Origin of the sequence: Streptomyces sp. rh34 (assembly GCF_002551245.1) — a bacterium.
In the GTDB taxonomy this organism is placed as follows: domain Bacteria; phylum Actinomycetota; class Actinomycetes; order Streptomycetales; family Streptomycetaceae; genus Streptomyces.
This window is the reverse complement of record NZ_NTGZ01000043.1, coordinates 16,346-37,673: the sequence shown is the minus strand read 5'-3', so window position 1 is coordinate 37,673 and position 21,328 is coordinate 16,346. Positions and strand designations below refer to the sequence as shown.

Below are 21,328 nucleotides of genomic sequence, written 5' to 3'. Positions count from 1 at the left end.
AGATGTGTATAAGAGACAGGGGCGGCACCGGCCCGGGGCCCGGCGGCACGGGCGGCGGGCTCGGCACCGGAGTGGGCGGGCCCGGTACGGGCGGAGGCGTCGGCGAGGGCGGTACGGGGTCGGGGTACGGGTGGGTCATCGCGATCCTCCACAACGGCATGACAGGGACAGATGGAGCTTTCCTCCACCGTCTCCCGGAGCGGCTGCCCGCGCCTGCCGAGTCCACACGTGCCCGCGGCGACAGGAGCGCGGGGCGACGTGTGCCGGGCCCTACCGCGTGGGCAGGACTCCGGCGAGGTGCCCGGACCCGTACGGTTCCGCGACCGGCACCGTCGAGGCGAAAGGTGCCCCCGTGTCCCTGCCGAGCGTTCTCGCCGTTCACGCCCATCCGGACGACGAGTCCCTGTTCTGCGGAGGAGTCCTCGCCCTGGCGGTCCGGGCCGCCGCCCTCCCCCGCTTCTGTCCGGGTTCCGGTGATCCCTGGCAGCCGAGCGCCCTCCACCTCGCCACGCACCCCCGCTCGGCGGCTGTTCCGGTCGGCGGGCGGCTGGCCCGGCCGGGAAACCCCGGCCGACGCGCTGTACTGCTCGGAGGACGCGTGGATCACCACGACCGTGGACGTCGGCCCCTGGCTTCCGAGGAAGCTGTCCGCGATCCTCGCGCACCGCAGCGAGGTGGAAAGAGGCGGCGGCGCCCGGCCGGATCGCCGCTCTGCCTCCGGCAGTCCAGCGCGAGGTGCTGGGCACCGAGTGGTACATCCGCCGGGACCTCGCGCCCCGGGGCGGGTCGGCCACGGGGCTGAGCGCGTGAGACGCCCCGGGCCCGGCGTGAGGATGGGCCGGGGCCGGTGGCCCCAGCGTGAGGTCAGAACAGCTCGGGGTGGCCCCTGAGCTGCCGCTCCGCCTCCTGGACGAGCTCGGCCGGCGCTTCGGGCGCCTCGTCGGGGTGACGCCGCGCCCACTTCGCCGCGTACGGGCACAGCGGGACGACGGGAACTCCCTCGCGGGCGGCCATGGCGAAGAACTCCCGGACGAGCGCCCCCGCGATGCCCTTGCCCTCGTGTTCGGGCGGGACGACGGTGTGCACGGCCACCAGGGCGCCGGGGGCCGGGTCCATGACGAAGTACGCGATGGTGCCGGCCGGCTCGCCGTCCTCGTACGCCACGAGACTGCCGTTCTCCCGGTCGTCCCTGATCTCCACAGCTGCCTTCTCGGCCATGACTCCCGCTTTCTCGTTCGTGAACGTGGACATCGCTTGTCCGGAGGCGCGGACGGCGACCTCAGCCGCCCGCGACGACGGCCTGCGGGCTCCGCTCCGTACGGGACCCGGGAACCGGCTCCGAGGCGTCGGCGCCGAGCGCAACGATCCGGTTGTCCGCGTCCACGTGCACGACCCTCGGCACGAGGGCACGGGCCTCCGCGTCGTCGACCTGCGCGTAGCTGATCAGGATGACCAGGTCACCGGGGTGCACGAGGTGTGCGGCCGCGCCGTTGATCCCGATGACACCGGAGCCGCGCTCGCCCTCGATGACGTACGTCTCCAGCCGGGCGCCGTTGTCGATGTCAACGATATGGACCAGCTCACCGGGCAGCAGGTCGGCGGCCTCCATCAGGGCGGCGTCGATCGTCACGGAACCGACGTAGTGCAGGTCGGCTTGGGTGACGGTGGCCCGGTGGATCTTGGACTTGAACATGGTACGCAGCACTTCGGACTCCTCGATGGCGGCTCCCTGCCTGCTTTGTGCAGGTCAAGGGCGTCCATCACTGTACAGCGAAGGCATCGAGCACGAAGATCCCGTGGCATATCGGTCTGATCCATGGGCCAGGCGCACCACCAGCGCTTCCGTGGGACACCGGCCGGACTGACGCCGCGCTGCCTGCTGAGAAAGCCGGCTGGGCACGCGAATACCGGCGCAGACGGTTGCCGTCACAACAAAGTCCGGACTAATCATGCGGCACCCGCCCGTTGGTGCAATACCTCCACGCCACTCGTTCCGCAGTCGATCAGGTGAGTAGCGGCCACTCACCCCTGCACAGAATTTCCCTGCGGGAATACAGAAGAACACAGAATGCCCCCGGGGCACAGGGGTGCATTCTGCGTTCTCGGATGGTGCACGCGAAACGGTCAGTGGTCGTCCCAGTGGCCCTCGTGAGCCGCGTGCCGGTGGCCGTCGTGCACGTAGTCCATGTGGTCACCGTGGGGAACCGCGACATGCCCGCAGCCCTCGCCGTGCGCGTGGGTGTGTTCGGAGTGCTCCCGGTGCTCGCCGGCCTCGCACTCGTCCGCGTGGCCGTCGTGCTCACGGTGCAGATGCCCGTCGTGCACGTAGTCGACATGATCGCCGTGAGGGACTGCCACGTGCCCGCAGCCCGCAGCGTGCGCGTGGTCATGACCGGCGTGCGGCTGATGTTGCAGGGATGTCGCCACTTCACTCATCTCCATGAATTCAGACCACCGCCCTTTTTCTCGGCGGCAGCTTTCAGCGTCCTCCTGTTTTCTACCCTCGCGACCGAGGCTGCCACAGAGAACACGCGTCGGCAAACAGGCTAATTACCCGGCGTGCTATCGATAACGATTATCGGTGCTATATCTGAGAATGTATTTCACCGGCTGCGGTGTGCACGGTCGGCTCCCAGATCTACTGAACGGCGAACCTCAGGTGCGGGGCGACGCTGCGAAGTTTCTCGCAGGTCTCCTCTGTCTCCCGTTCGGGGCTGGATTGAGCGGTGACTCCCGCGCCCGCGCGCAGCCATGTCTCGTCGCCGTCACCGATGAGAGTGCGCAGGACGAGTGCCGCGTCGAGGGCGCCATCAGTGCTCCCCCGGAAGACCGCGCCGCCGTACAGACCTCGTGGCCCCTCCTCGTGGCGGGCCAGCGCCTGGAGGGCGGAGCGTTTGGAGACTCCGGTGGCGGTGATCGCCGGGAAGATCGAGGCGAAGGCGCCCCATGGTCCGGCATCGGGCCGCAGTCGGCCTGTCACCCGTGAGGCGAGGTGCTGCACCGAACCGCGCGGCCGGACGGCCATGAACTCCTCGACCGTGACGGACCCGGGCCGGCACACCGCCGTCATCTCCTCCCAGGCGAGGCGTACGGACACGGCGTGCTCGTGCACCTCTTTGGGGTCGGTGAGCAGTTCCGCGCGCAGGCGCTCGTTCTCCGTCGGGTCCGCCCCGTGTGCGCGGGTGCCTGCGAGGGGCTGGGTGCTGACGCGGCCGTCCTCGCCGACCTCCAGGACGGTCTCCGGGCTGAACCCGGCAGCCCGGTAGCCACCGAGATCCAGCAGGTAGGAGCGGGCCGGGGTGTTGGCCCGGCGGCCCGTGAGATAGGTCGCGGGGAAGTCCACGGATGGCGCGGCGGGCAGCGGAACCTTCCGGGAGACGACAACCTTCTCCAGGAGCCCGGCGCGGATGTCCTCGACCGTTCGGGACACCGCACAGCCATAGGCGTCCGTGCCGGCCGCGATGATCCGCTCGGACACCTCCGGAGTCGGCCCGTCCGGGGCGAGATGTTGCGTAGTCGGCTCCGCCAGCAGGTCAGCGACCTTGTGGAGCCACGCCTCGTCCATCGCGCGGATCACGGTCCGGTCCCCGGTGAGGGTCACCTCGACGGACGGGATCAGTGCGTGCAGCAGAGGCCCCTCACCGGTGGCCGCGGGGTCCGCGTGGAGGAGATGGGCGAGTTCGAAGGCGGCCCAGCCGTAGAAGTGACGTTCGCTGTCGTGCGCGCCGTGCGCCGCGGAGAGGGCGCTCAGCGCGTCGGCGAAAACCGTCAGGGGCCTGTCGTCGGTGGGAGACGTCCAGGTGCGCCCCCCCCGCTCGCGCCGTGATGCCGGCCGCGTGCGCGGTGAGGCTCTCGGTGGAGCCCGCAGCGAAGTGCCAGACGCCCGCTGCCGCCTCGTAGACCATGTACTGGTCGGCGAGGGCGGCTTGGGCGAGGCGGGTGGCCGCGGCCGCGGGGTCGTCGCAGGGCTCCAGGGTGCTTGCGTGCGCCAGTCGCGGGACGGCACCCGCCCACGCGTCCCAGGTCTTCCTCAGGCCGGTACTCATCGTGTCGTGCCCTCTCTCTGGCGCTCCGGTTGTGTCCGGCGGATCGCTGGTGCGTGGTGGGGAGTCATGACCGTGCCGCCTCCAGCCGCCAGCCGTGGGCCCGGGTCCGGCGCTGCCAGAAGGACGCGTAGGTGCCGCCCGCCGTGACCAGGTCGGATCCTTCCACTGCGCGACGCTCGACGTCCGACGTCGCGGCGGGCTGGAGTCCTACTTCGACCGATAGGCCGCCTCGCGACCGGTCCGGCCGCGGCGGGCCGGCAGTCGCCGGGCAGCGGACAGCACGGTCGCGGTGCCCCAGGCGGAGCGGAGGGCGGCGCGGGCGGCGTTGGCGCCCGGAGCGCCGTGCACCCCGCCACCCGGATGCGCTGACGCGGACGCCAGGTACAGCCCCTTCACGGGTGTTTCGGGGCGACCCGTTCCCGGCACCGGCCGGAACACCAACTGCTGGTGCATCGAGGCCGTTCCTCCGTTGATGGCGCCGTTACGCAGATTGGCGTCCGCGTCCTGCAACGCCGCCGGGGAGAGAATCCGCCGGGCCCGGATCCGGCTGCGGAAGCCGGGAGCGTAGCGCTCCACCTGCTGCTCCACCCGGTCGGCCATCCGCTCCCGCTCCCCGGCGTCCCATCCGCCGGTCAGCCCGTCCGGGCCCGCGTCCGCCTTCACCGCGTGGGGCACGTGGGTGTAGGCCCACGCCGATTCGGTGTCCAGCGGCGACCGGGTCGCGTCGGTGGTGGTCATCTGCCCCACCAGCAGAAAGGGGCGGTCCGGGATCAGGCCGCGGGCGATCTGGGACGCGCACCTGGTGAGCTCGTCGACCCCTTCGGCCAGGTGGACGGTCCCCGCCGAGGCAGCAGCCGCGCTGCTCCACGGAACAGGGCCGTTCAGCGCCCAGTCCACCTTGAAGGTGGCGAAGTCCCACTGGAACCGTCGCATGTCGTCCAGGAGCCGGCCGGGCAGGTGCTCTGCGGCGACCAGCGCCCCGTAAAGGCCCGGGGCGGACACGTCGGCCAGCACGGCCCTGCGGGCGGGGACCGCCTCCCCGGTCTCTGTACGCACGCCCACGGCGCGCCCCCGCCGTACGGAGATCTCGGTGACCCGCTGCCCGCACCTCACGCTCCCCCCACGCCGCTGCAACCGGCTCACCAGCGCCGCGGTGAGAGCCCCCGCGCCGCCGACGGGGGCCGGGAAGCCATGGAACTGCCCCAGCATGGACATCAGCCAGCCGAAGCCGCCGCTGCCCGCCGCCTCCGGCGCCAGATCGGCATGCAGGGCGTTGCCCGCCAGCAGCAGCCGCCCGCCTGCCCCGGCGAACTCCTCCTCGCCCAGCCTGCGGACCGGGAGGACGAGGCTGCGGGCCAGCCGCAGCCCGCCCGCCGCCCGGAGCCGCGCCGCCAGCACGGCCCCGGCCCGGACGGGTGGAAAGGGCGCGAAGAGAGCGTCGACGATGTTCTCGCCCAACCGGTCCCAGATCCGGCAGAGGCTCAGCCAGCTCTCGCCGTCGCCGGGCGCGAAACGGTCCAGGCCGGCGGCGGTCGCCGACCGGTCCCGGTCCAGCACCGCGCAGGCGCCGTCGAGCAGCGGGTGCGCGAGCACCTGAGGCGCGTGGCTCCAGCGCAGCCCCTCCCGGTGCAGATCCAGCCGGGCCAGGACCGGGGAAGCCGCGGCCAGGGGGTAGAACGAGCTGAACAGGTCGTTGACGTACTCGGGGTGTACACCACGGTCGCTGCGGACCGCGCCGCCCGGCTCGTCCTGCGCCTCCAGCACCTCCACCGACCAGCCGGCGTCGGCGAGCAGATTGGCCGCGACCAGGCCGTTCGGTCCGCTGCCGACCACTACCGCGTCGACCATGGGAGCGTCACCCTCCGTCTCGACGGTGTGCACCCCGCCCACAGCGGGTTCCACGTACAGCGGGAACTCATGGGCGGTCGGCCGGTGCGACGCTGCGTCCGCCCTCACGCGTCTCCCCCGGCGTCATGCGCTCGGCCAGCCGGGCGAGGCGGGCCAGCATGGTGCGGTGGCGGATCTGGATCAGCGAGTCCAGCAGGACGTTGTGGAGCGTGCCGCCGATGCCCCGCAGCGGATGTTCGTCGACGGTCACGAGGGTCTTGTCGCCCCACGGCCGGATGTCCAGGGCGATACGCGCCGAACCCAGCGGGCCGGCCTCGGCCTCCAGCTCCAACGTCCCGGGCCTTTCGATGCGCCGCACCACCGTGCGCCCGGTGAACTCCTTGGGCCCCAGGCGCACGCTGTAGGTGATCGAGGAGCCCAGCTCCGGCCAGTCGCCCTGTTCCCGGCGGGATCCGGAGGTCCCCACCACCCAGGTGCCGTAGAGACCTTCGTCCTCCAGCACCGCCCACACGGCGGACGGGGAGCGGTCGATGAGATGGTGCCGGGCTGCCATGGTCGTCCTCGCTACGTCGGTCGGAGTGTCCTGAGTCGGTCGGAGGTCCTGAAACGCCGGACGTCGTGCCGCTACTGGGTACCACCGATGCCGGAGAGCAAACCCGTCCTTCGCGGACCGGCGGGCCCGCTCGTGCTCGGGCGCGTTCTCCGATGTTCAGGCGATTCGCGTTTCGCGACCCGCGATCGGTCTACCCGTACAAAGCGGGCGGCGCCCCGCCGCCCAGGACGACCTGCACGCCGGGAGGCGCTCATGACCACCGTGGTCGAGGACATGCTCACCACCTACCCCGCCGACCTGGGCGGGGTGGACCGCCAGAAGCTCGCCCGCTGCATCGAGGAGTGCGTCGCCTGCGCCCAGGCCTGCACGGCCTGCGCCGACGCCTGTCTGTCGGAGGAGGCGGTCGCCGAGCTCACCCGGTGCATCCGCACCGATATGGACTGCGCCGACGTCTGCGGAACGACCGCGGCCGTGCTCTCGCGCCACACGGGGTACGACGCGAACGTGACCCGCGCGGTCCTCCGAGCCTGCGCCACCGTCTGCGAGGCCTGCGCCGACGCGTGCGAGGCCCATGCGGACCGGCACGAACACTGCCGCGTCTGCGCCGAGGCATGCCGGCGTTGCGAGCGGGCGTGCGAAGCCCTCCTGTCCTCGCTGGGCTGACCGCTCGTCGGTCCGGCGCGGACACGCGCCCGGCGGGCCACCAGTGGGACATCGGCGGACGAGCGAGCACTGAAGGATGCGCACCATGACGAAGAAGAAGCTCTCCAAGGGCGACGACGTCGTCTGGCGGAGCCACGGGCAGGACGTCGAGGGCTCCGTGACCGGGAGGATCGAGAAGCGGACCGAGAGGGCCGGCCGGACGGTCGACGCCTCCGAGGAGGAACCGCAGTACGAAGTACGGAGCGACAAGACGGGCAAGAAGGCCGTCCACCGCCCGGAGTCGCTGGTCAGGAAGGAGGGCGGCGGACGGTCGTGAGCGACGACGACTTCGTGCCGGTGGCGCCACTCCCTGATGACCGGGGCCACGACCCCGAGATGTAGCGGCCGGCCCCCTCGGCGGCACCGCGGCCGGACTCGGCAGCGAGTTTCCGCTACTGTCCCGAATTACACACGTTTAGCCCGCATTCGTTCGGGTATGCGAAGAATGCGCTTCGGACATGAGGCGCGCCCGTGGGAGTCCCGGGCGGCATCTGTCCGACTCCGCGCGCTCCTACGGCGACTCAACGTAACCGTCGTCGAGGAGTGAGTTCGCATGCAGGCTGTATCTGGCCACGTACGACGCACTGACGGGGACGACTCGGCCGCACACGAGCCTTTCCGGAGGCTGGGCGCGCTGCCTCCGGGCCCGGAGCGGGACAAGCTGCGCAGCGATCTGGTCTGCGCGTGGCTGCCGATGGCTCACCGGATAGCCTCACGGTTCCGCGACCGGGGGGAGGCGATGGACGACCTTCGGCAAGTGGCCGCCATGGGCCTCGTCAAGGCGGTGGACCGCTACGACCCGCTCCGCGCCAGTGCGTTCGAGACGTACGCGGTTCCGACCATCATGGGCGAGCTGAAGCGGCACTTCCGGGATCACACCTGGGCCGTCCACGTACCGCGTCGCGTCCAGGATCTCCGCAACCAGGTACGGACGGTACGGCGTGATCTGAGCCAGACGGCGGGTGGGCACGCTCCGACCTGCGGCCAGATCGCCTCTGCTGCCGGACTGAGCGAGGACGACGTACTGCTGGGCATGGAGGCGCTGGAGAGTTACAGCGCCCTGTCCCTGGACGCCGAACCGGCAGGCACGGAAGGCGGCAGGCCTCTTTCCGAACGGCTGGGGTCCACCGACAGGGCCCTGGAAGTCGCCGTGGACCGGGAAGCCGTGAAGCCGGGTCTGCGCAAGCTGCCGGAGCGGGAGCGCACGATCCTCTACCTCCGCTTCTTCCGCGACATGACGCAGGTGAGCATCGCCGAGCGCCTCGGCATCTCCCAGATGCACGTCTCGCGCCTGCTCAGCCAGTCCTGCGAGCGGCTGCGCGACGACGCCCTCCAGGGGGCGGCATGACGGCCCCACGCGGCGCCCATGCCGAACGGGCGGCCGGCGGCAGGTTCCCGCGCCGAAGCCCACCGTGCCGGTGAGCCGGCCATGAGGCCGCTGTAGCAGCCACTCCGTACCGCTGTGTCAGCCTCCCCGTACCGCTGTGTCAGCGCTGCGCGAGCATGCCCTTGCGGAGCTTGGTCAGAATGCGGTTGAGGAGCCGAGAGACATGCATCTGGGAGAGCGAGAGGCGCTCGCCTATCTGAGCCTGGGTCATCTCCTGGCCGAAGCGCATGCGGACGATCGCGCGTTCGCGGTCGTCCAGGCTTTTCATCAGCGGTGCCAAGGCGTGCAGGTTCTCGACCAGTTCCAGGGCGGGATCGTCCTCGCCCTTGATGTCTCCGTAGGTGACGGTCTCGGCGCTGTTCCGCTCGGATCCGATGGGCAGGTCGAGGGAGCCCGCGGTATAACCGTTGGAGGCGACGATGCCCTCGATGACCTCTTCCTCACTGATCCGCAGGTGCTGGGCGAGTTCGGCGACCGTGGCCTCACGGTCCAGCCGGCCCGCGAGTTCTTCCTTCGCCCTGGCCAGGGTGACCCGCAGTTCCTGCAGACGTCGTGGGACGTGAACGGCCCAGGTGGAGTCGCGGAAGAACCGCTTGATCTCCCCGACGATGTAGGGGACGGCGAACGAGGTGAACTCCACTTCCCGCGACAGCTCGAACCGGTCGATGGCCTTGATCAGGCCGATCGTCCCGACCTGGACGATGTCCTCCATCTCGCCGCTGCCGCGGTTACGGAACCGCTTCGCCGCGAAGTGCACCAGGGAAAGATTCATCTCGATCAGCGTGTTCCGCGCGTACTGGTGCGCCGGCGTGCCCTCTTCGAGAACCCGCAGCTGTTCGAAGAACAACGTCCCGAGCGCCCGAGCGTCCTTCGGCGCGATACCGCGCGGGTCGTCGATCCGCGGGAGCCCCGATATTGCGTCGGTAGACGGGGCAGCGGCTTCCGTGGACGTCGACATGGCGAGATTCCCCTTTCCTGAACACCGTTCGAAGCCCCCCTGCGCGATCGCACGTACCCGCCCTCCGGCGCGTCATTCCCAGGAAATCGACGTCCGCCGCGGATGGACGAGGGGCTGGTCCCCGGCCTGGACGGAACGGTACGATCCGCGACGTATCGCGGGTGTTACTGCGCGAGGGCGCGGCGCTGTTGAAGCAACAGGCCGAGGTGGCCCAGCACTTCGTCGGCGCGAGGTCCCCGGCGAGGCGGAGTGAGCCGGGCTGACGGTCCGCGATGACGGTGCTCGGTCCGCCGGGACAGGGAAGCGGCCCGCTGTGAAGGCCACTTGCCGACCCCGCCCCTCGTCCGCCGCCGATCGGGTATTCGGCACCACTTGTTCTGCGGTTCTCCGGCCTGCGCACGGCCGGGCCCGCCCCCTGCGTGCTACGACGTCACTTCCCGTATCGTGCCGTGCCGGCAGTAAGGGCTCCGGCCCGGAAGGAGCGACCATGACCGACGCCCTGACACCCGGAACGCCCGACCTCATCTCGCTGCTCCTGGACACCGACACGCTGGAGGACTTCCTTCAGGCACTGGCCGAGGGGGCGTTGGTCAACGCTCCCAGCGCCGATGGCTGTGGCATCACGCTGGAGCGCGAGAGCCGCCCTTTGACCGTGGCGAGCGCGGGAACCAGCGCAGCGGAACTGGACGAGGCGCAGTACGGACAGAACGACGGCCCCTGCCTGCAAGCCCTGCGCGAAGGGCACGAGGTCAGTGTCGTCGACATGCGGGTCGAGATCCGCTGGAACGGCTATCCGGCCTTCGCCGTCGCCGCCGGGACCATGTCGTCCCTCTCCCTGCCCATCGCGGCGCGCTCCCACACCGCGGGCGCGCTGAACCTCTACTCACCCGAGGTGAAGGGCTTCGAGGACGTCGACCTCGACGGTCTGCGCGACCTGGCCGCCCGGGCGACGGGGGCCATCGCGCTGGCCCAACGGCTCTCCGACGCCCAGACCTTCACCTCCGACCTGCACGCGGCTCTCCAGTCGCGCACGGTCATCGACCAGGCGATCGGCATTGTCATGAGTCAGCGTCGCTGCTCGGCCGAAGATGCTTTCCACACCCTGCGCACCGCGTCGCAGCACCGCAATGTCAAACTTCGCGACCTCTGCGGGCAACTCGTCGGCAGTGTCTCCGGCAATCCGCCGGCTAGTACCCCCCGGCTGCGCCCGCGCCCCTGAGACCTCACCGGCGAGGGCGGTCCTTCAGGCAGGGACCGAGGCGGAGACCGGGGCTCTCCCTCTCGGGCGCGAGTGCTGCAGCCGCTCACGAGCGGCGACGAGCGCCACGGCGCTGTCATGGGCGCCGGCGGAGACGCACACGGTGTGACTCACGTCTGCCAGGCTCCGGGTCAGCCCCTCGCCGCCCAGGAGCGGGCCGGCGGAACCGCTCCGTTCATCATGGGCCCCTTCGTGGTGGCCCTGTCGATCGGCACCGTTGCCCGCGCCCCGTGTGACCCGTCCGGGACGTGGTGAATCCGGCTCTGCCGGCCGGGCGGCCGAGGTGTCGCAGCGTCAGGCGCTGATGCCGACCGGCGGTTGGAGTGATCACCGCGGCGCACATCACGGAGCCCTTCCCTCGGAGACACGGCATCGGCCGGGGCGCGGGCCGGCCGATGCGCGGCGTCCCCCGGGGACCAGTGTTCGCCGCCGCGGGCGCCCGCCTGTGCGAGCAGCGCGGCTCAGTCGTCGGCCTCCTCGGTCCGTGCTCCCGGGTTCCACTCGTGTGCTGTCCGCCGATCAGGGCACTTCTGGCATGTTCTCGTGTCTTATCTGACTTTTACGAAGATTCATGGCATCCCTTAGGCGATCAGGTGATCAGTACGACAATCATCTCGGCTTGAAGGAGCCTCCATGCGCATCTCCAGTTCCGTCCGCTCCCGCAGCGTCCGCACGGGCGCCAAGGTCGCCGTCGCCGTCGCCGTCGCCGGTGCCACCCTGGCCGGAGCACCCGCCGCCTACGCCGTCCCCGGTGACAGCGGTGACATCGACATCCGCTCGGTCAGCTGGCACTCGCGCGGTGACCGCGAAGGCGTCGAGGTCTGCAAGTTCGTGCTGGCGGCGAGCAACTTCGAGTCGCTCCCCTCGGTCCCCTGGACGATCACCGAGCAGCCCCCGACCGTGCCGCCGGGCAACACCCTGCTGGCCACCCTTCCGCTCATCAACGGCAGCGCGCGCAGTGAGGCGTACCTGCTTCCGGAGGGCACGTACCAGCTGGTGTGGGTCGTCCCGGCGGGCCCGAAGCAGAAGAGCTTCAAGGTCGAGTGCCCCGACCGCGGTCACGGCGGTGGCAAGCCCCACAAGCCGCAGAAGCCCATCGGCGCGGTCCCCGCGGGCGGCGGCGGTGTTCCGGACATGGAGCCCATCAGCTCCGAGAGCGACTCGAACGCCGGAACCGCCGCCGCTCTGGCCGCCGGGGCCGCAGGAGCCGCGGGCCTGATCATGATGCGCCGGTCCGCACGTCGCCGTGCCCGTGGCCAGGCGTAACGCCCGCTGCCGACGGCAACGACGAGGACCGACGCGCGCCTGCCGTCTCACCATGACGCTGAGCGTGACGTTCTCTCTGGTGGCCGGCATCGTCTGGGTGTCCTCGGATTCGTCCGAGGACACCCAGACGATCGCCGCCGCCCGCGGCAGCGACGCCGCGGGCGGCGGGAGGGAGCCGTTCCGACGGGCACCGCACGAACCCGAGAAGCACGTGCCCGCCTCGCACGCCCCCCTGGCGCCCTCCCGCCCGCTGAAGGTCGCCATTCCCGCCATCTTCATCGAGGCGGCGGTCACCGGTCTCGGCCTCGACGCGAAGGGCCGGCTCGAAGCCCCGCCGTTGAGCAAGCCCAAGCTGACGGGCTGGTACGAGAAGGGGCCGTCGCCCGGTGAGGACGGCACGGCCCTGCTCGTGGGCCACCGGGACACCAGGACCGGCCCGGCCATCTTCCTCAACCTCAACGCACTGCGCCGGGGTGACAAGGTCAACGTAGTGCGCGCGGACCGCAAGACCGCGGTGTTCACGGTGGATGCGGTGAAGACGTACACGAAGGACAAGTTCCCCGACGACAAGGTGTACGGGGAGACGGGGCGGCCCGAACTCCGGCTGCTGACCTGCGGCGGGCGTTTCGACGAGAAGGCGGGCTACTCGGCGAATGTGGTGGTCTTCGCCCACCTCACGTCCTTGAAGAAGGCGGCCTGAACGCCGCTCGGGGGCGGCCGGTACCTCGGGGACACGGTACCGGCCGACCTCACGACGGGGACTCCCCGCACCCACCCGCTCGGCGCGCGCATCGGAGCGGTGATCGCGCGCCGGCGTCGCTGTCCCGCCACGAGGACGACACCAGTCCACGCACCCCCCGTTCGGCTCCTGCCCGGTGTCAGGGAAGCGGTGTGCCGCCGGTGGCGTTCATGATCTCGCCGGTGATGAACGAGGCGTTCGCGGAGGCCAGGAAGACGTAGGCCGGCGCCATTTCCGCGGGCTGGGCGGGGCGGCCGAGCGGGCTCTGCTTCCCGAACTCGGCGGTGTCGGGCAGGGTCGCCGGGATGAGGGGTGTCCAGACGGGGCCGGGTGCGACGGCGTTGACGCGGATGCCGTCGGAGGCCAGCATCTGGGCCAGGCCCTGGGTGAAGGTGACGATCGCCCCCTTGGTCATCGCGTAGTCCAGCAGATGGAGACTCGGCTTGTACGCCTGCACCGAGGTGGTGTTGATGATCGAACCGCCTGCCGGGATGTGCGGCAGGGCGCTCTTGCAGAGCCAGAACATCCCGTAGAGGTTGGTGCGCATCACGCGGTCGAACTGCTCGGTGGAGATGGCGGAGATCCCCTCCGGCTGGGACATCTGGTAGGCCGCGTTGTTCACCAGGACGTCGATGCGGCCGAACTCGGAGAGGGCGCGTTCCACGAGCGAGCCGCACTGCTTCTCGTCCCGGATGTCGCAGATGACGGGCACTGCCCTGCGGCCGCTGTCCTCCACCAGGCGGACGGTCTCCTCGGCCTCCTTCTCCTCCTCGGGGAGATGAGTAAGCAGGACATCCGCACCCTCACGTGCGAAGGCGAGAGCGACCGCGCGTCCGATACCCGAATCACCACCGGTGATCACCGTCTTCAGGCCGTCCAGCAGGCCCGACCCCCGGTAGGACTCCTCGCCGTGGTCGGGTGGCGGGTCCATGGGGCCGGTCCAGCCGGGGTGTCCCTGGTCCTGCTGGGGGAATTCGGGGCGGGGGTGGAGCTCGTTGGGGTCCTGCGGGTGTGCGTGGTTCGCCATGATGAGTCTCCTACGTGCGTCGAACGTGTCCGGTCCAGGGGTTGTGCCCGGATCGTGCGGCGCGTCGGACCGGCCCGACGTGCCGCATGATCCCGCTGGGCTGCGGCCCCCGGCTCAGCCGATCTTCCGTCCCGCCAGCGGCGCGGTGTTCTCGCCCGCGCCGGTGCGTACGCCGCGCAGAAACGCGCCCAGCGCGTCTTCCGCCGTGCGGGCGGGCTGCCAGCCCAGCGTGTCGCGGGCCCGGCCGGAGTCCAGCACGGGCAGCCGCAGCACCGCGTCGAACAGGTGCGGGGAGGCAGGTACGGCATGGGCCCGCCACGCCCCGGCGAGCACGGTGCGCACCAGCGCCCTCGGGATCCGCACGACCCGGGCGTCGAGCAGGTCCGCGAGCCCGCGGGCATCGATGACCGGGTCCGCCGCCAGATTGAAGGGGCCGCGTACGTCGCGGAGCACGGCCAGCCGGTAGGCGTCGGCGGCGTCGTCGGTGTGGAGCACCTGGAAACGCAGCCCTTCCAGGTCGGGCACGAACGGCAGCAGGTCGGGGCGCAGGAGGGGGCCGGGGGCGTGGCGGCCGGCGAAGATCCGCCGCTGTTCGGAAGCGGCCGTCTCCTTGAAGAGGAAGCCGGGCCGCATCCGTACCACCCTGATCTGCGGGTGGCGCAGCTCGAACGTGTCCAGGATCCGTTCCAGGTAGGCCTTCTCCCGGCAGTAGGCCGCGTCCGGCCAGCCGTGCGTGGGCCACTGCTCGTCCACGCCGGGCTCGTCCTTGGGCCCCGGGGAGTAGGCGCCGACGGAGGAGGCGTGCACCAGGGCGGGAACTCCGGCGCGCGCTGCGGCGTCGAAGACGCGCTGGGAGCCCAGCACATTGCTCTGCCAGGTCACCAGCGGGTCGTGGGTGGGCTGGAAGCGCCAGGCCAGGTGGACGACGGCGTAGGCGCCGTCCAGGAGGCCGGTGAGCCGCTCCTCACTGCTGGGCCGGGACAGGTCGACGGTGTCCCATGCCACCTTCGAGATCTCCAGCGCGGGCCTTCTGCGGGCCAGCCCGAGGACCGAGGAGATGTCCGGGTCCGCGGCGAGCGCGCGGACCACACTGGTCCCCACGTTGCCTGTGGCCCCCGTGACCACGACCCGCTTGCCCGGGTGGGGACTGTCGTTCTTCACGCGGAGCTTCCTTTCTTCGTCGCCGGCCCGTGTCCACTGTGGGCGGTGTCAGGGGACGAGCAGGGTTTTGATCATTCCGTCGGCCTTCTTCTGGAACGTCGCGTACGCCTTGGGCCCCTCTTCGAGGGGCAGGTGGTGGGTCGCGAAGGAGTCCACGCCCAGCGGGTCGTCGTCGACCAGCAGCGGCAGCAGATCGTCGACCCAGCGCTTGACGTTGGCCTGGCCCATGCGGAGCTGGATCTGCTTGTCGAACAGGGTGAGCAGCGGCATCGGGTCGGCGGACCCGCCGTACACCCCGGAGACGGAGATCGTGCCGCCCCGGCGCACCAGGTCGATCGCCGTGTGCAGCGCGGTGAGGCGGTCGATGCCCGCCGTCTCCATGAGGCGCCGTCCGACCGCGTCGGGCAGCAGGCCGACCGCGGTGTGTGCCGCCTTGACCACGGGCGCGCCGTGGGCCTCCATGCCGACCGCGTCGATCACCGCGTCGGTGCCGCGCCCGTCCGTGAGGTCGCGGACGGCGTCGCCGAGGTCCTTGCCGTGGCGGCGCAGGTCGAGGCAGGTGGCTCCGTACGCGCTGACCCGGTCGAGGCGTTCGGGGACCAGGTCCACGCCGATGACGAGGCCGGCTCCCCGGTGGAGGGCGATCCGGGCGGCCATGGCGCCGATCGGGCCGAGGCCGAGGACGGTGACGCTGCCGCCGGGAGGGATGTCCGCGTACTCCACGGCCTGCCAGGCGGTGGGCAGGACATCGGAGAGATACACGAACCGGTCGTCCGACGGTCCGTGCGGGACCTTGATGGGCAGGTCGTTGCCGAAGGGGACCCGCAGATACTCGGCCTGGCCTCCGGGCACCTGCCCGTAGAGCTTGGTGTACCCGAACAGGGACGCGCCGGTACCCCGCTCGCGCACCTGGGTGGTCTCGCACTGCGAGTGAAGCCCCTGCCCGCACATGTGGCAGTGACCGCAGGACACGTTGAAGGGCACCACGACCCGGTCGCCCGGCGCGACAGCGGTCACCTCGGACCCGACCTCCTCGACCACGCCCATGGGTTCGTGTCCCAGGATGTCGCCGGGGTCGAGGTAGGGCCCGAGCACTTCGTAGAGATGGAGGTCGGAGCCGCAGATCCCGGTGGACGTGATCCTCACGATGATGTCGGTCGGATCCTGGATCCGTGGGTCCGGGACGGTCTCCACCCGGACGTCACGCTTTCCCTGATAGGTCAGTGCGCGCACAGTCCCGCTCCTTCCTTCGCCGGTTGCGCGAACGAGTGTGCCGGGTTCCCATCACCGGCTGCGTGAAACACGCGGACAGGCCGTGCGCCGAACGCGACCCGTCCATTTGCGATGATGAATCCATGGGAAACAGTGCTCTCGTCGTGGTCGACATGATCAATGCGTACGATCATCCGGACGCCGGCCTGCTCGTTCCCTCCGTCCGGACGGCCCTCCCCCACATCGTCCGGCTCGTCGCCCGCGCCCGCTCGGAACACGTCCCTGTCATCTACGCGAACGACAATTTCGGAGAATGGCGATCCCACCACGGAGAGATCGTCGAGAAAGCGCTCGCGGGAAAGAACGCGGAGCTCGTCGAACCCATCCTTCCGGACGATGAATCGCTCTTCGTCGTCAAGGCCCGGCATTCGATCTTCTACGAGACGCCGCTCAGCTATCTGCTCTCCCAATTGGGCGCCGATCACCTCGTACTGTGCGGACAGGTCACCGAACAGTGCGTGCTGTATTCGGCGCTCGACGCCCACATCCGGCATCTGCGCGTCACCGTCCCCGGGAATGCCGTGGCACACATTCACAGCGACCTCGCCGACGCGGCCCTGCGCATGATGGAACGCAACATGGGAGCCAGGATCACCCCCGCGGACGACGTCACGTTCTGATCATGACCGCGGGGGCTGTGCCGCGAAGGCTGGTGGCTCCCGGACCAGGCCGGCGGCCGACACCTCTGGTTCAGAGGGTGAGAAGGCTTCGCAGCGTGAGGCTGATGCCTACGGTGAGGACGGCGAGCGCGGTGAGGACCGTCGCATAGCGGGTACAGCGGCGCAGGGAGGGCAGGTGGCGTTCGCTCAGTGCGGCGAGTCTGCTCCCCCCTCCGGAGAGCAGGAGGCCTGCGGCGGTAAGGGTGATGGCCATGCCGAGCCCGTAGCCGAGGACGAGGAGGACGCCGAAGAGGGTCTGGCTCAGCGCGATGGCACCGAGCAGAACGACGAGGGCCGAGGGGCTGGGGACGAGACCGGCCGCGAGTCCTACGCCGACGAGTGCGGGAAGGCCGGTGCGGCGCGGCGTCTTCGGCGGGCGTAGGCCCGCACCGTGCGTGCGGTCGCCGTGGCCGTGCGGGAGGCCGGGGGCATGCTGGTGTACGTGGTCGTGGTGGAGGTGGTCCTGCCGGTGACCGTGCGCGAGGGCGTGCTCTCGCGTCTCGCCGAGCCCGGGCCCGTGGCTGTGTCCGGGCCCGAGCCCGTGGCTGTGGCTGTTTCCGTGCCCGTGGCTGTGCGCGTGGCTGTGGCTGTGCGCGTGGTGCCAGGGTGCCGGTGGGCGCCCCGTGCCCAAGGCCCGTACCGCCGTCACCGCCAGGACCGTTCCCAATGCCGCGATCAACGCACCGCTGATCGCTCCCAGCCATGCCAGCAGTCGTTCTCCGGCGAGGCCGGCTCCCGCGGTGAGGATCAGGCCCATGGCGAGGACCCCGGCGGTGTGGGTGGCCGTGACGGTCGTTCCGACCGCGAGGGCGGCACGGACGCCGCCTTCCCGCCGGGCCAGACACGCGGCGACGGCCAGCTTCGCGTGGCCGGGCAGTGCGGCGTGGCCCGCACCCAGGAGCAGGGTCAGCAGGACGGCGAGAAGACCCACCGACCACGTGAGGTCCCGGCCCGCGGTCAGGTCGGTGAGCCGGCGCTCCAGCGCGGGGAAGAGCACGGTGCCCCGGTCCAGTGGCTGAACCGCCGGGGACGCTCCCGGCGCACCCGGGCCGGGGACGGCGCCCGCGCCCGTGCCCGGCTCCGTACGGAGCTCCGCGGTGGCCACGGCGAGTGACGGTCCCTCCCCTTCCCCGGGGTAGTGGCGCAGCCCGTCGCTCGGGCTTTCCGAGGGAACCGACGACGTGACCAGCCCTACGCGGCCGCCCGGGACGGCGGTGATCTCCTTCCAGCCGGTCCGTTCCACGTCCGCCCCCGAGGCGAAGGTGATGTCGGCGGGCCGGGAGAGATCGGCTTCGGCCCGCAGGGTGCAGGTCAGCCGGGCTACGGGGACTCCCGCGTCACCTTTCCCGTAGGTCAGGGTGGAATGGTTCACCTGCCAGGCGAGGCGCCGGCCGTCGACCGAGACGCGGGTGCGGTCGGCGAGTCGGGCGCATCGCCGGGCTGCCCGGTCCGCCGCCTCGGCCGGGGCGATCGTGCCGTCGCGGTCGGTGTCCGTCGCTTCCTCGTCCTGTGCGGTGGGAATCTCCGCGCTGTCGACGACCGCGGTGTCTTCGATCCGGTCGTGCGACAAGCGCAGTCCGTCGTAGTGGTTGACGCTGAAATTGCCCAGCGGGTGGGCTTGGGCCGTCGGCACCGCGGTCGGGCCGGACAGCACGAGCAGGGACGCCGCGACGACCGTCGCGCGGCGGGGAAACTTCATCGACTACCCATCTGCGTCGGGTCGGTACAGGGAGAGGTGCGGGTTCAGGGCGTGGGCCTCGCTCAGACGGCGGGACCCTTCGGGCAGGCCGAGGGACTGCTCGATCGCGCCCCGGTGGTAGCGGAACAGAGCGTTCTTCCAGCCGGTGGCGGCCGCCCGCCGTGCGTGGGCGAGGGCTTCGGTGCCGCGTCCCGCGCGGTGCAGGGCCCAGGCCAGCGCATCGGCGACGATGACGCTTCGGACGTTCTTCCACTCCCTGCGCGCGAGCTCCACCGCGGCCTTCGGGTCGCCGTGGTCGGCCGCGTAGAGGATGAGATGCGGGTCGACGGGCCCGCCGTCCGCACGGGCCATCCGCACCTGCGCCGAGAGGGCCGCCCGCTCGCTCCCCCCGCGGGCATCCCCGCTCGCGCGCCGAAGGTTCAGGCTTTCCAGCAGGAACTGGGGCAGCGGCATCCGCTCGACCAGTCGCGTGTACAGCTCAAGTGCCTTACCGGTGTCGCCGCGTGCGGCGGCCACCCGGGCGATTCCGGCCTGCCCGTAGGGGTGGGCCGGCACGGCGCTCAGGGCGCGCCCGTAGTGCCGTGCCGCCCGGTCCGACTGGCCCTGGGACCAGGCCAGGTCGCCCAGGCGGGCCTCGGCGAAGGCTCGTTCGTCCTGGGTGACCGCGCTGTCCACGGCTCGCTGGAGTGCGATGGCGGCGTCCTCGGGCCGCCCGCCGGTCTCCAGGTCGTAGGCGGCTCTGCTGTAGGCGGCCGTGGCCGGGGCGATGTCGAGCATCCGCTGTACGGCGTGGCGCGCCTGCGGATAGTTCCCGAGCTGGATCTCGGCGTCCGCCAGTACGGCGTACCCGTCGGGCCGGTCGGGTGCCATCCGGGTGGCGCGCAGCCCGTGCACGCGCCCCTCGCCGAAATCGTGCCGGGCGTTGGCGAGCAGTCCCCGGCCTGTCACGGCCCGGTAGTTGTCCGTGCCGTCGAGGGCGAGGGAGCGGCGCAGCGCCTTGTCGGCGACATCGAGCGGACCCGCGTCGAAGGTGGTGCGGGCCCGCTCGATCTCGGCGTGCGCCAGATCGGCCCAGGCTGCCGGGTCGTCTGGGTACGTCTCCGTCCTCGTGCGGTTGGTGTCCACGGAGCCGGCGCCCTCTCCGGCCACGCCCGCGGGCGCGGTGGTGGCCGACGGCCGGGAGGTGTCGGGACCGAGGTACAGGAGTCCCGCCACGCACCCGGCCACGGCCGCCGCCGCGCCCGCGGCGGTGAGCAGACGCCTCACGGGCCCGCGTGGGGCAGATTGAGGTACGGGAAGGTGGTCTGCGCGTCGGCGGGTTGCAGACTGAGGACCGGCCGCGGAAGCAGGTGCGCGGCGGACGGCCCGGCGGGCTCGCCCTCCAGCATGCGGATCAGTGGCCCGTCGATGTTGTCGTTGAGCCGCCGTCCGTTCGGGAAGCCCTGGAGATCGCCGTCGAGGACACCGTGGATCTTCGGGTCGGCGGTGACGGGGGTGCCGAGGTTCAGGCGCAGTTGCTCGGCGAGCACGATGCGCTCTGGGTCGGCGTCGGCGTTCATCGTGTGGGTGTTGAGGTCGAAGCCGAACGTGGCTCCGTTGTCCTTGCCGATGCCCTTCATGAACAGGGCCTGGATGTCGCGGCGCGGGGTGGCCGGTGCTGTGCGGCCCTGGGCCCTCTCGATCCGGTGCGGCGGTACGGGGTCGAGGGTGGCGGCCAGGAAGTCTCCTTCCAGGTGGTCGTCCTTCGGCTGACGTGCCTGGAAGCGGTCTTCGGGCCCGCCGGGTCGGGCCAGGCCGACGGTGGAGCCGAACAGGGCGAACGCGAGGTGCGGGGTGCCCTGCCGGGACACCTGGCGGAAGGTCGGTGCCTGCTGCGAAAGGCTGCGGTCCAGGTTCGCGCCCTGCCGGGAGACGGACGCCCACACGCCGACGACCGGGTTGCGCTCCGGGTCGCCCTTCAGGGCGATCTCCTTCTTGGGGACCTGCAGGATCAGGCTGTTCACGTTCAGTGCCGAGAGCGGCTGGGCGTCGGGCAGCCATCCCGGTACCGGTCCGCTGGTCCCGACCGTGTACAGGCCGAAGACCTGGGTGTCCGCCTTGAACGCCTCCGCCGCCTGGGTCGCCACGGTCCGCCCTCCGCCGGGCAGTTGGTGGGTCGCCTGCTTCCGCAGCTTGCCGTAGTCGGGCATCAGGGTCCGACCGGTGTGGGTGGGTGAGGCGATCGCGTCCTTCAGGAGCGTCCGGCCCGCGCCGCCCGCCTCGACCTTTTCCAGGGTGTACCTCTGGCGTACGCCGAGCGACCGGTCGTCGAGCGAGTTGACCGGCAGCGGCCCGACCTTCGGTCCCACCCCGAAGGGCCTGCGGTCCTCGTCCCGGAAGGTCCAGCGGTAGGTGGTGTCGGGCGCCCCGTCGCCGTCGGCGTCCGTGTGGATCTCGTACCGGGCGCCGGTCGCGAACGGGAAGTCCACCAGTGCGTTGGCCGCGGTGCCGGGGACCTGGAAGGGGCGCACGTTCGCGATGAGCGTGACCATGTCCGCGTCGTCCGGGCTGGTGAAGGCGTACACGTCGGTCAGGTCCGCCGGGGAGTCCAGCACGGTCGAAGGGGCGTCGATGTGCCCGCCCGCTTGGCCGATGCCCATGAACTGCCCGCACAGGGCTGCTGCGGTGAGCGCCGCCGTGGTAGCGGCGAGGAGAGCGAAGCGTGGACGGGCCGATGAGCTGGTCACGGACGTTCTGGGAGTTCCGGGCACGCG

Annotated in this window: 19 protein-coding genes and 1 pseudogene; 7 read left to right on the top strand and 13 right to left on the bottom strand. The window is 71.1% G+C overall.

Features of this window, described 5'->3' with window-relative positions; translation table 11 throughout:
- Window positions 1-864: 864 nt before the first annotated feature.
- From CR470_RS11455 to CR470_RS11430, 6 genes and pseudogenes are all read right to left on the bottom strand, one after another.
- Window positions 865-1,218 (bottom strand): GNAT family N-acetyltransferase, encoded by a 354-nt coding sequence (locus CR470_RS11455; RefSeq protein WP_097867482.1) that lies wholly within the window; start codon window positions 1,216-1,218, stop codon window positions 865-867.
- A gap of 61 nt (window positions 1,219-1,279) precedes the next feature.
- Window positions 1,280-1,705 (bottom strand): aspartate 1-decarboxylase, encoded by a 426-nt coding sequence (panD, locus tag CR470_RS11450; protein ID WP_097867478.1) that lies wholly within the window; start codon window positions 1,703-1,705, stop codon window positions 1,280-1,282.
- Between the two features lie 419 nt (window positions 1,706-2,124).
- On the bottom strand, window positions 2,125-2,436 hold the full coding sequence (locus CR470_RS11445; protein WP_218923762.1) for a hypothetical protein: 312 nt from the start codon (window positions 2,434-2,436) through the stop codon (window positions 2,125-2,127).
- A 202-nt stretch (window positions 2,437-2,638) separates the two neighbouring features.
- Window positions 2,639-4,046 (bottom strand): annotated as a pseudogene (locus CR470_RS11440) (salicylate synthase).
- 207 nt (window positions 4,047-4,253) lie between these two features.
- The gene (locus CR470_RS11435) at window positions 4,254-5,894 is read right to left on the bottom strand and encodes a phytoene desaturase family protein (protein ID WP_097867480.1); all 1,641 of its coding nucleotides are present in this window, start codon (window positions 5,892-5,894) and stop codon (window positions 4,254-4,256) included.
- 67 nt (window positions 5,895-5,961) lie between these two features.
- A complete protein-coding gene (locus CR470_RS11430) occupies window positions 5,962-6,447 on the bottom strand; it encodes an SRPBCC family protein (protein ID WP_097867477.1) in 486 nt (161 codons plus the stop codon).
- A 252-nt stretch (window positions 6,448-6,699) separates the two neighbouring features.
- On the opposite strand from CR470_RS11430, the gene CR470_RS11425 reads away from it, so the two are divergent.
- The 3 genes from CR470_RS11425 (at window position 6,700) to CR470_RS11415 (ending at window position 8,497) form a co-directional block, all read left to right on the top strand.
- Complete coding sequence (locus tag CR470_RS11425; protein ID WP_097867476.1) at window positions 6,700-7,110, top strand: four-helix bundle copper-binding protein; 411 nt, start codon at window positions 6,700-6,702, stop codon at window positions 7,108-7,110.
- An 85-nt stretch (window positions 7,111-7,195) separates the two neighbouring features.
- A complete protein-coding gene (locus CR470_RS11420; RefSeq protein ID WP_097867475.1) occupies window positions 7,196-7,426 on the top strand; it encodes a DUF2945 domain-containing protein in 231 nt (76 codons plus the stop codon).
- A gap of 276 nt (window positions 7,427-7,702) precedes the next feature.
- The gene (locus CR470_RS11415; RefSeq protein ID WP_097867474.1) at window positions 7,703-8,497 is read left to right on the top strand and encodes a SigB/SigF/SigG family RNA polymerase sigma factor; all 795 of its coding nucleotides are present in this window, start codon (window positions 7,703-7,705) and stop codon (window positions 8,495-8,497) included.
- Window positions 8,498-8,636: 139 nt separating this feature from the next.
- On the opposite strand, the gene CR470_RS11410 is transcribed toward CR470_RS11415, so the two are convergent.
- Window positions 8,637-9,494: an RNA polymerase sigma factor SigF gene (locus CR470_RS11410; RefSeq protein ID WP_097867473.1), complete on the bottom strand. Its 858-nt coding sequence runs from the start codon at window positions 9,492-9,494 to the stop codon at window positions 8,637-8,639.
- Between the two features lie 487 nt (window positions 9,495-9,981).
- Here CR470_RS11410 and CR470_RS11405 point away from each other — a divergent pair, with 487 nt between their 5' ends.
- The 3 genes from CR470_RS11405 (at window position 9,982) to CR470_RS11390 (ending at window position 12,718) form a co-directional block, all read left to right on the top strand.
- A complete protein-coding gene (locus CR470_RS11405) occupies window positions 9,982-10,713 on the top strand; it encodes a GAF and ANTAR domain-containing protein (protein ID WP_097867472.1) in 732 nt (243 codons plus the stop codon).
- 672 nt (window positions 10,714-11,385) lie between these two features.
- On the top strand, window positions 11,386-12,018 hold the full coding sequence (locus tag CR470_RS11395) for a hypothetical protein (protein WP_097867470.1): 633 nt from the start codon (window positions 11,386-11,388) through the stop codon (window positions 12,016-12,018).
- Between the two features lie 52 nt (window positions 12,019-12,070).
- Window positions 12,071-12,718 (top strand): class F sortase, encoded by a 648-nt coding sequence (locus CR470_RS11390; protein ID WP_097867469.1) that lies wholly within the window; start codon window positions 12,071-12,073, stop codon window positions 12,716-12,718.
- Window positions 12,719-12,896: 178 nt separating this feature from the next.
- Here CR470_RS11390 and CR470_RS11385 read toward each other — a convergent pair whose 3' ends face one another.
- The 3 genes from CR470_RS11385 to CR470_RS11375 form a co-directional block, all read right to left on the bottom strand.
- Entirely contained in the window at window positions 12,897-13,784 is an 888-nt protein-coding gene (locus tag CR470_RS11385; protein WP_179892219.1) for an SDR family oxidoreductase, read from the bottom strand.
- Between the two features lie 114 nt (window positions 13,785-13,898).
- On the bottom strand, window positions 13,899-14,945 hold the full coding sequence (locus CR470_RS11380; protein WP_097867468.1) for an SDR family oxidoreductase: 1,047 nt from the start codon (window positions 14,943-14,945) through the stop codon (window positions 13,899-13,901).
- A 48-nt stretch (window positions 14,946-14,993) separates the two neighbouring features.
- Window positions 14,994-16,178 carry an alcohol dehydrogenase catalytic domain-containing protein gene (locus CR470_RS11375; protein WP_097867467.1) on the bottom strand — a complete coding sequence of 395 codons (1,185 nt, stop codon included), beginning with the start codon at window positions 16,176-16,178 and terminating at the stop codon, window positions 14,994-14,996.
- 122 nt (window positions 16,179-16,300) lie between these two features.
- On the opposite strand from CR470_RS11375, the gene CR470_RS11370 reads away from it, so the two are divergent.
- Window positions 16,301-16,837, top strand: coding sequence for a cysteine hydrolase family protein (locus CR470_RS11370; protein ID WP_097867466.1), 537 nt, complete (start codon window positions 16,301-16,303; stop codon window positions 16,835-16,837).
- Window positions 16,838-16,907: 70 nt separating this feature from the next.
- On the opposite strand, the gene CR470_RS41135 is transcribed toward CR470_RS11370, so the two are convergent.
- Genes CR470_RS41135 through CR470_RS11355 form a run of 3 tightly spaced genes read right to left on the bottom strand, consistent with a single transcriptional unit; the run spans window position 16,908 to window position 21,301 of the window.
- Window positions 16,908-18,575, bottom strand: a complete 1,668-nt coding sequence (locus tag CR470_RS41135; RefSeq protein ID WP_097867465.1) for a nickel transporter — start codon at window positions 18,573-18,575, stop codon at window positions 16,908-16,910.
- 3 nt (window positions 18,576-18,578) lie between these two features.
- Window positions 18,579-19,841, bottom strand: a complete 1,263-nt coding sequence (locus CR470_RS11360; RefSeq protein ID WP_097867464.1) for a tetratricopeptide repeat protein — start codon at window positions 19,839-19,841, stop codon at window positions 18,579-18,581.
- Window positions 19,838-21,301 carry a DUF4331 domain-containing protein gene (locus CR470_RS11355; protein WP_257138582.1) on the bottom strand — a complete coding sequence of 488 codons (1,464 nt, stop codon included), beginning with the start codon at window positions 21,299-21,301 and terminating at the stop codon, window positions 19,838-19,840. Before CR470_RS11355 ends, CR470_RS11360 begins: the two co-directional genes overlap by 4 nt.
- Between the last annotated feature and the right edge of the window lie 27 nt (window positions 21,302-21,328).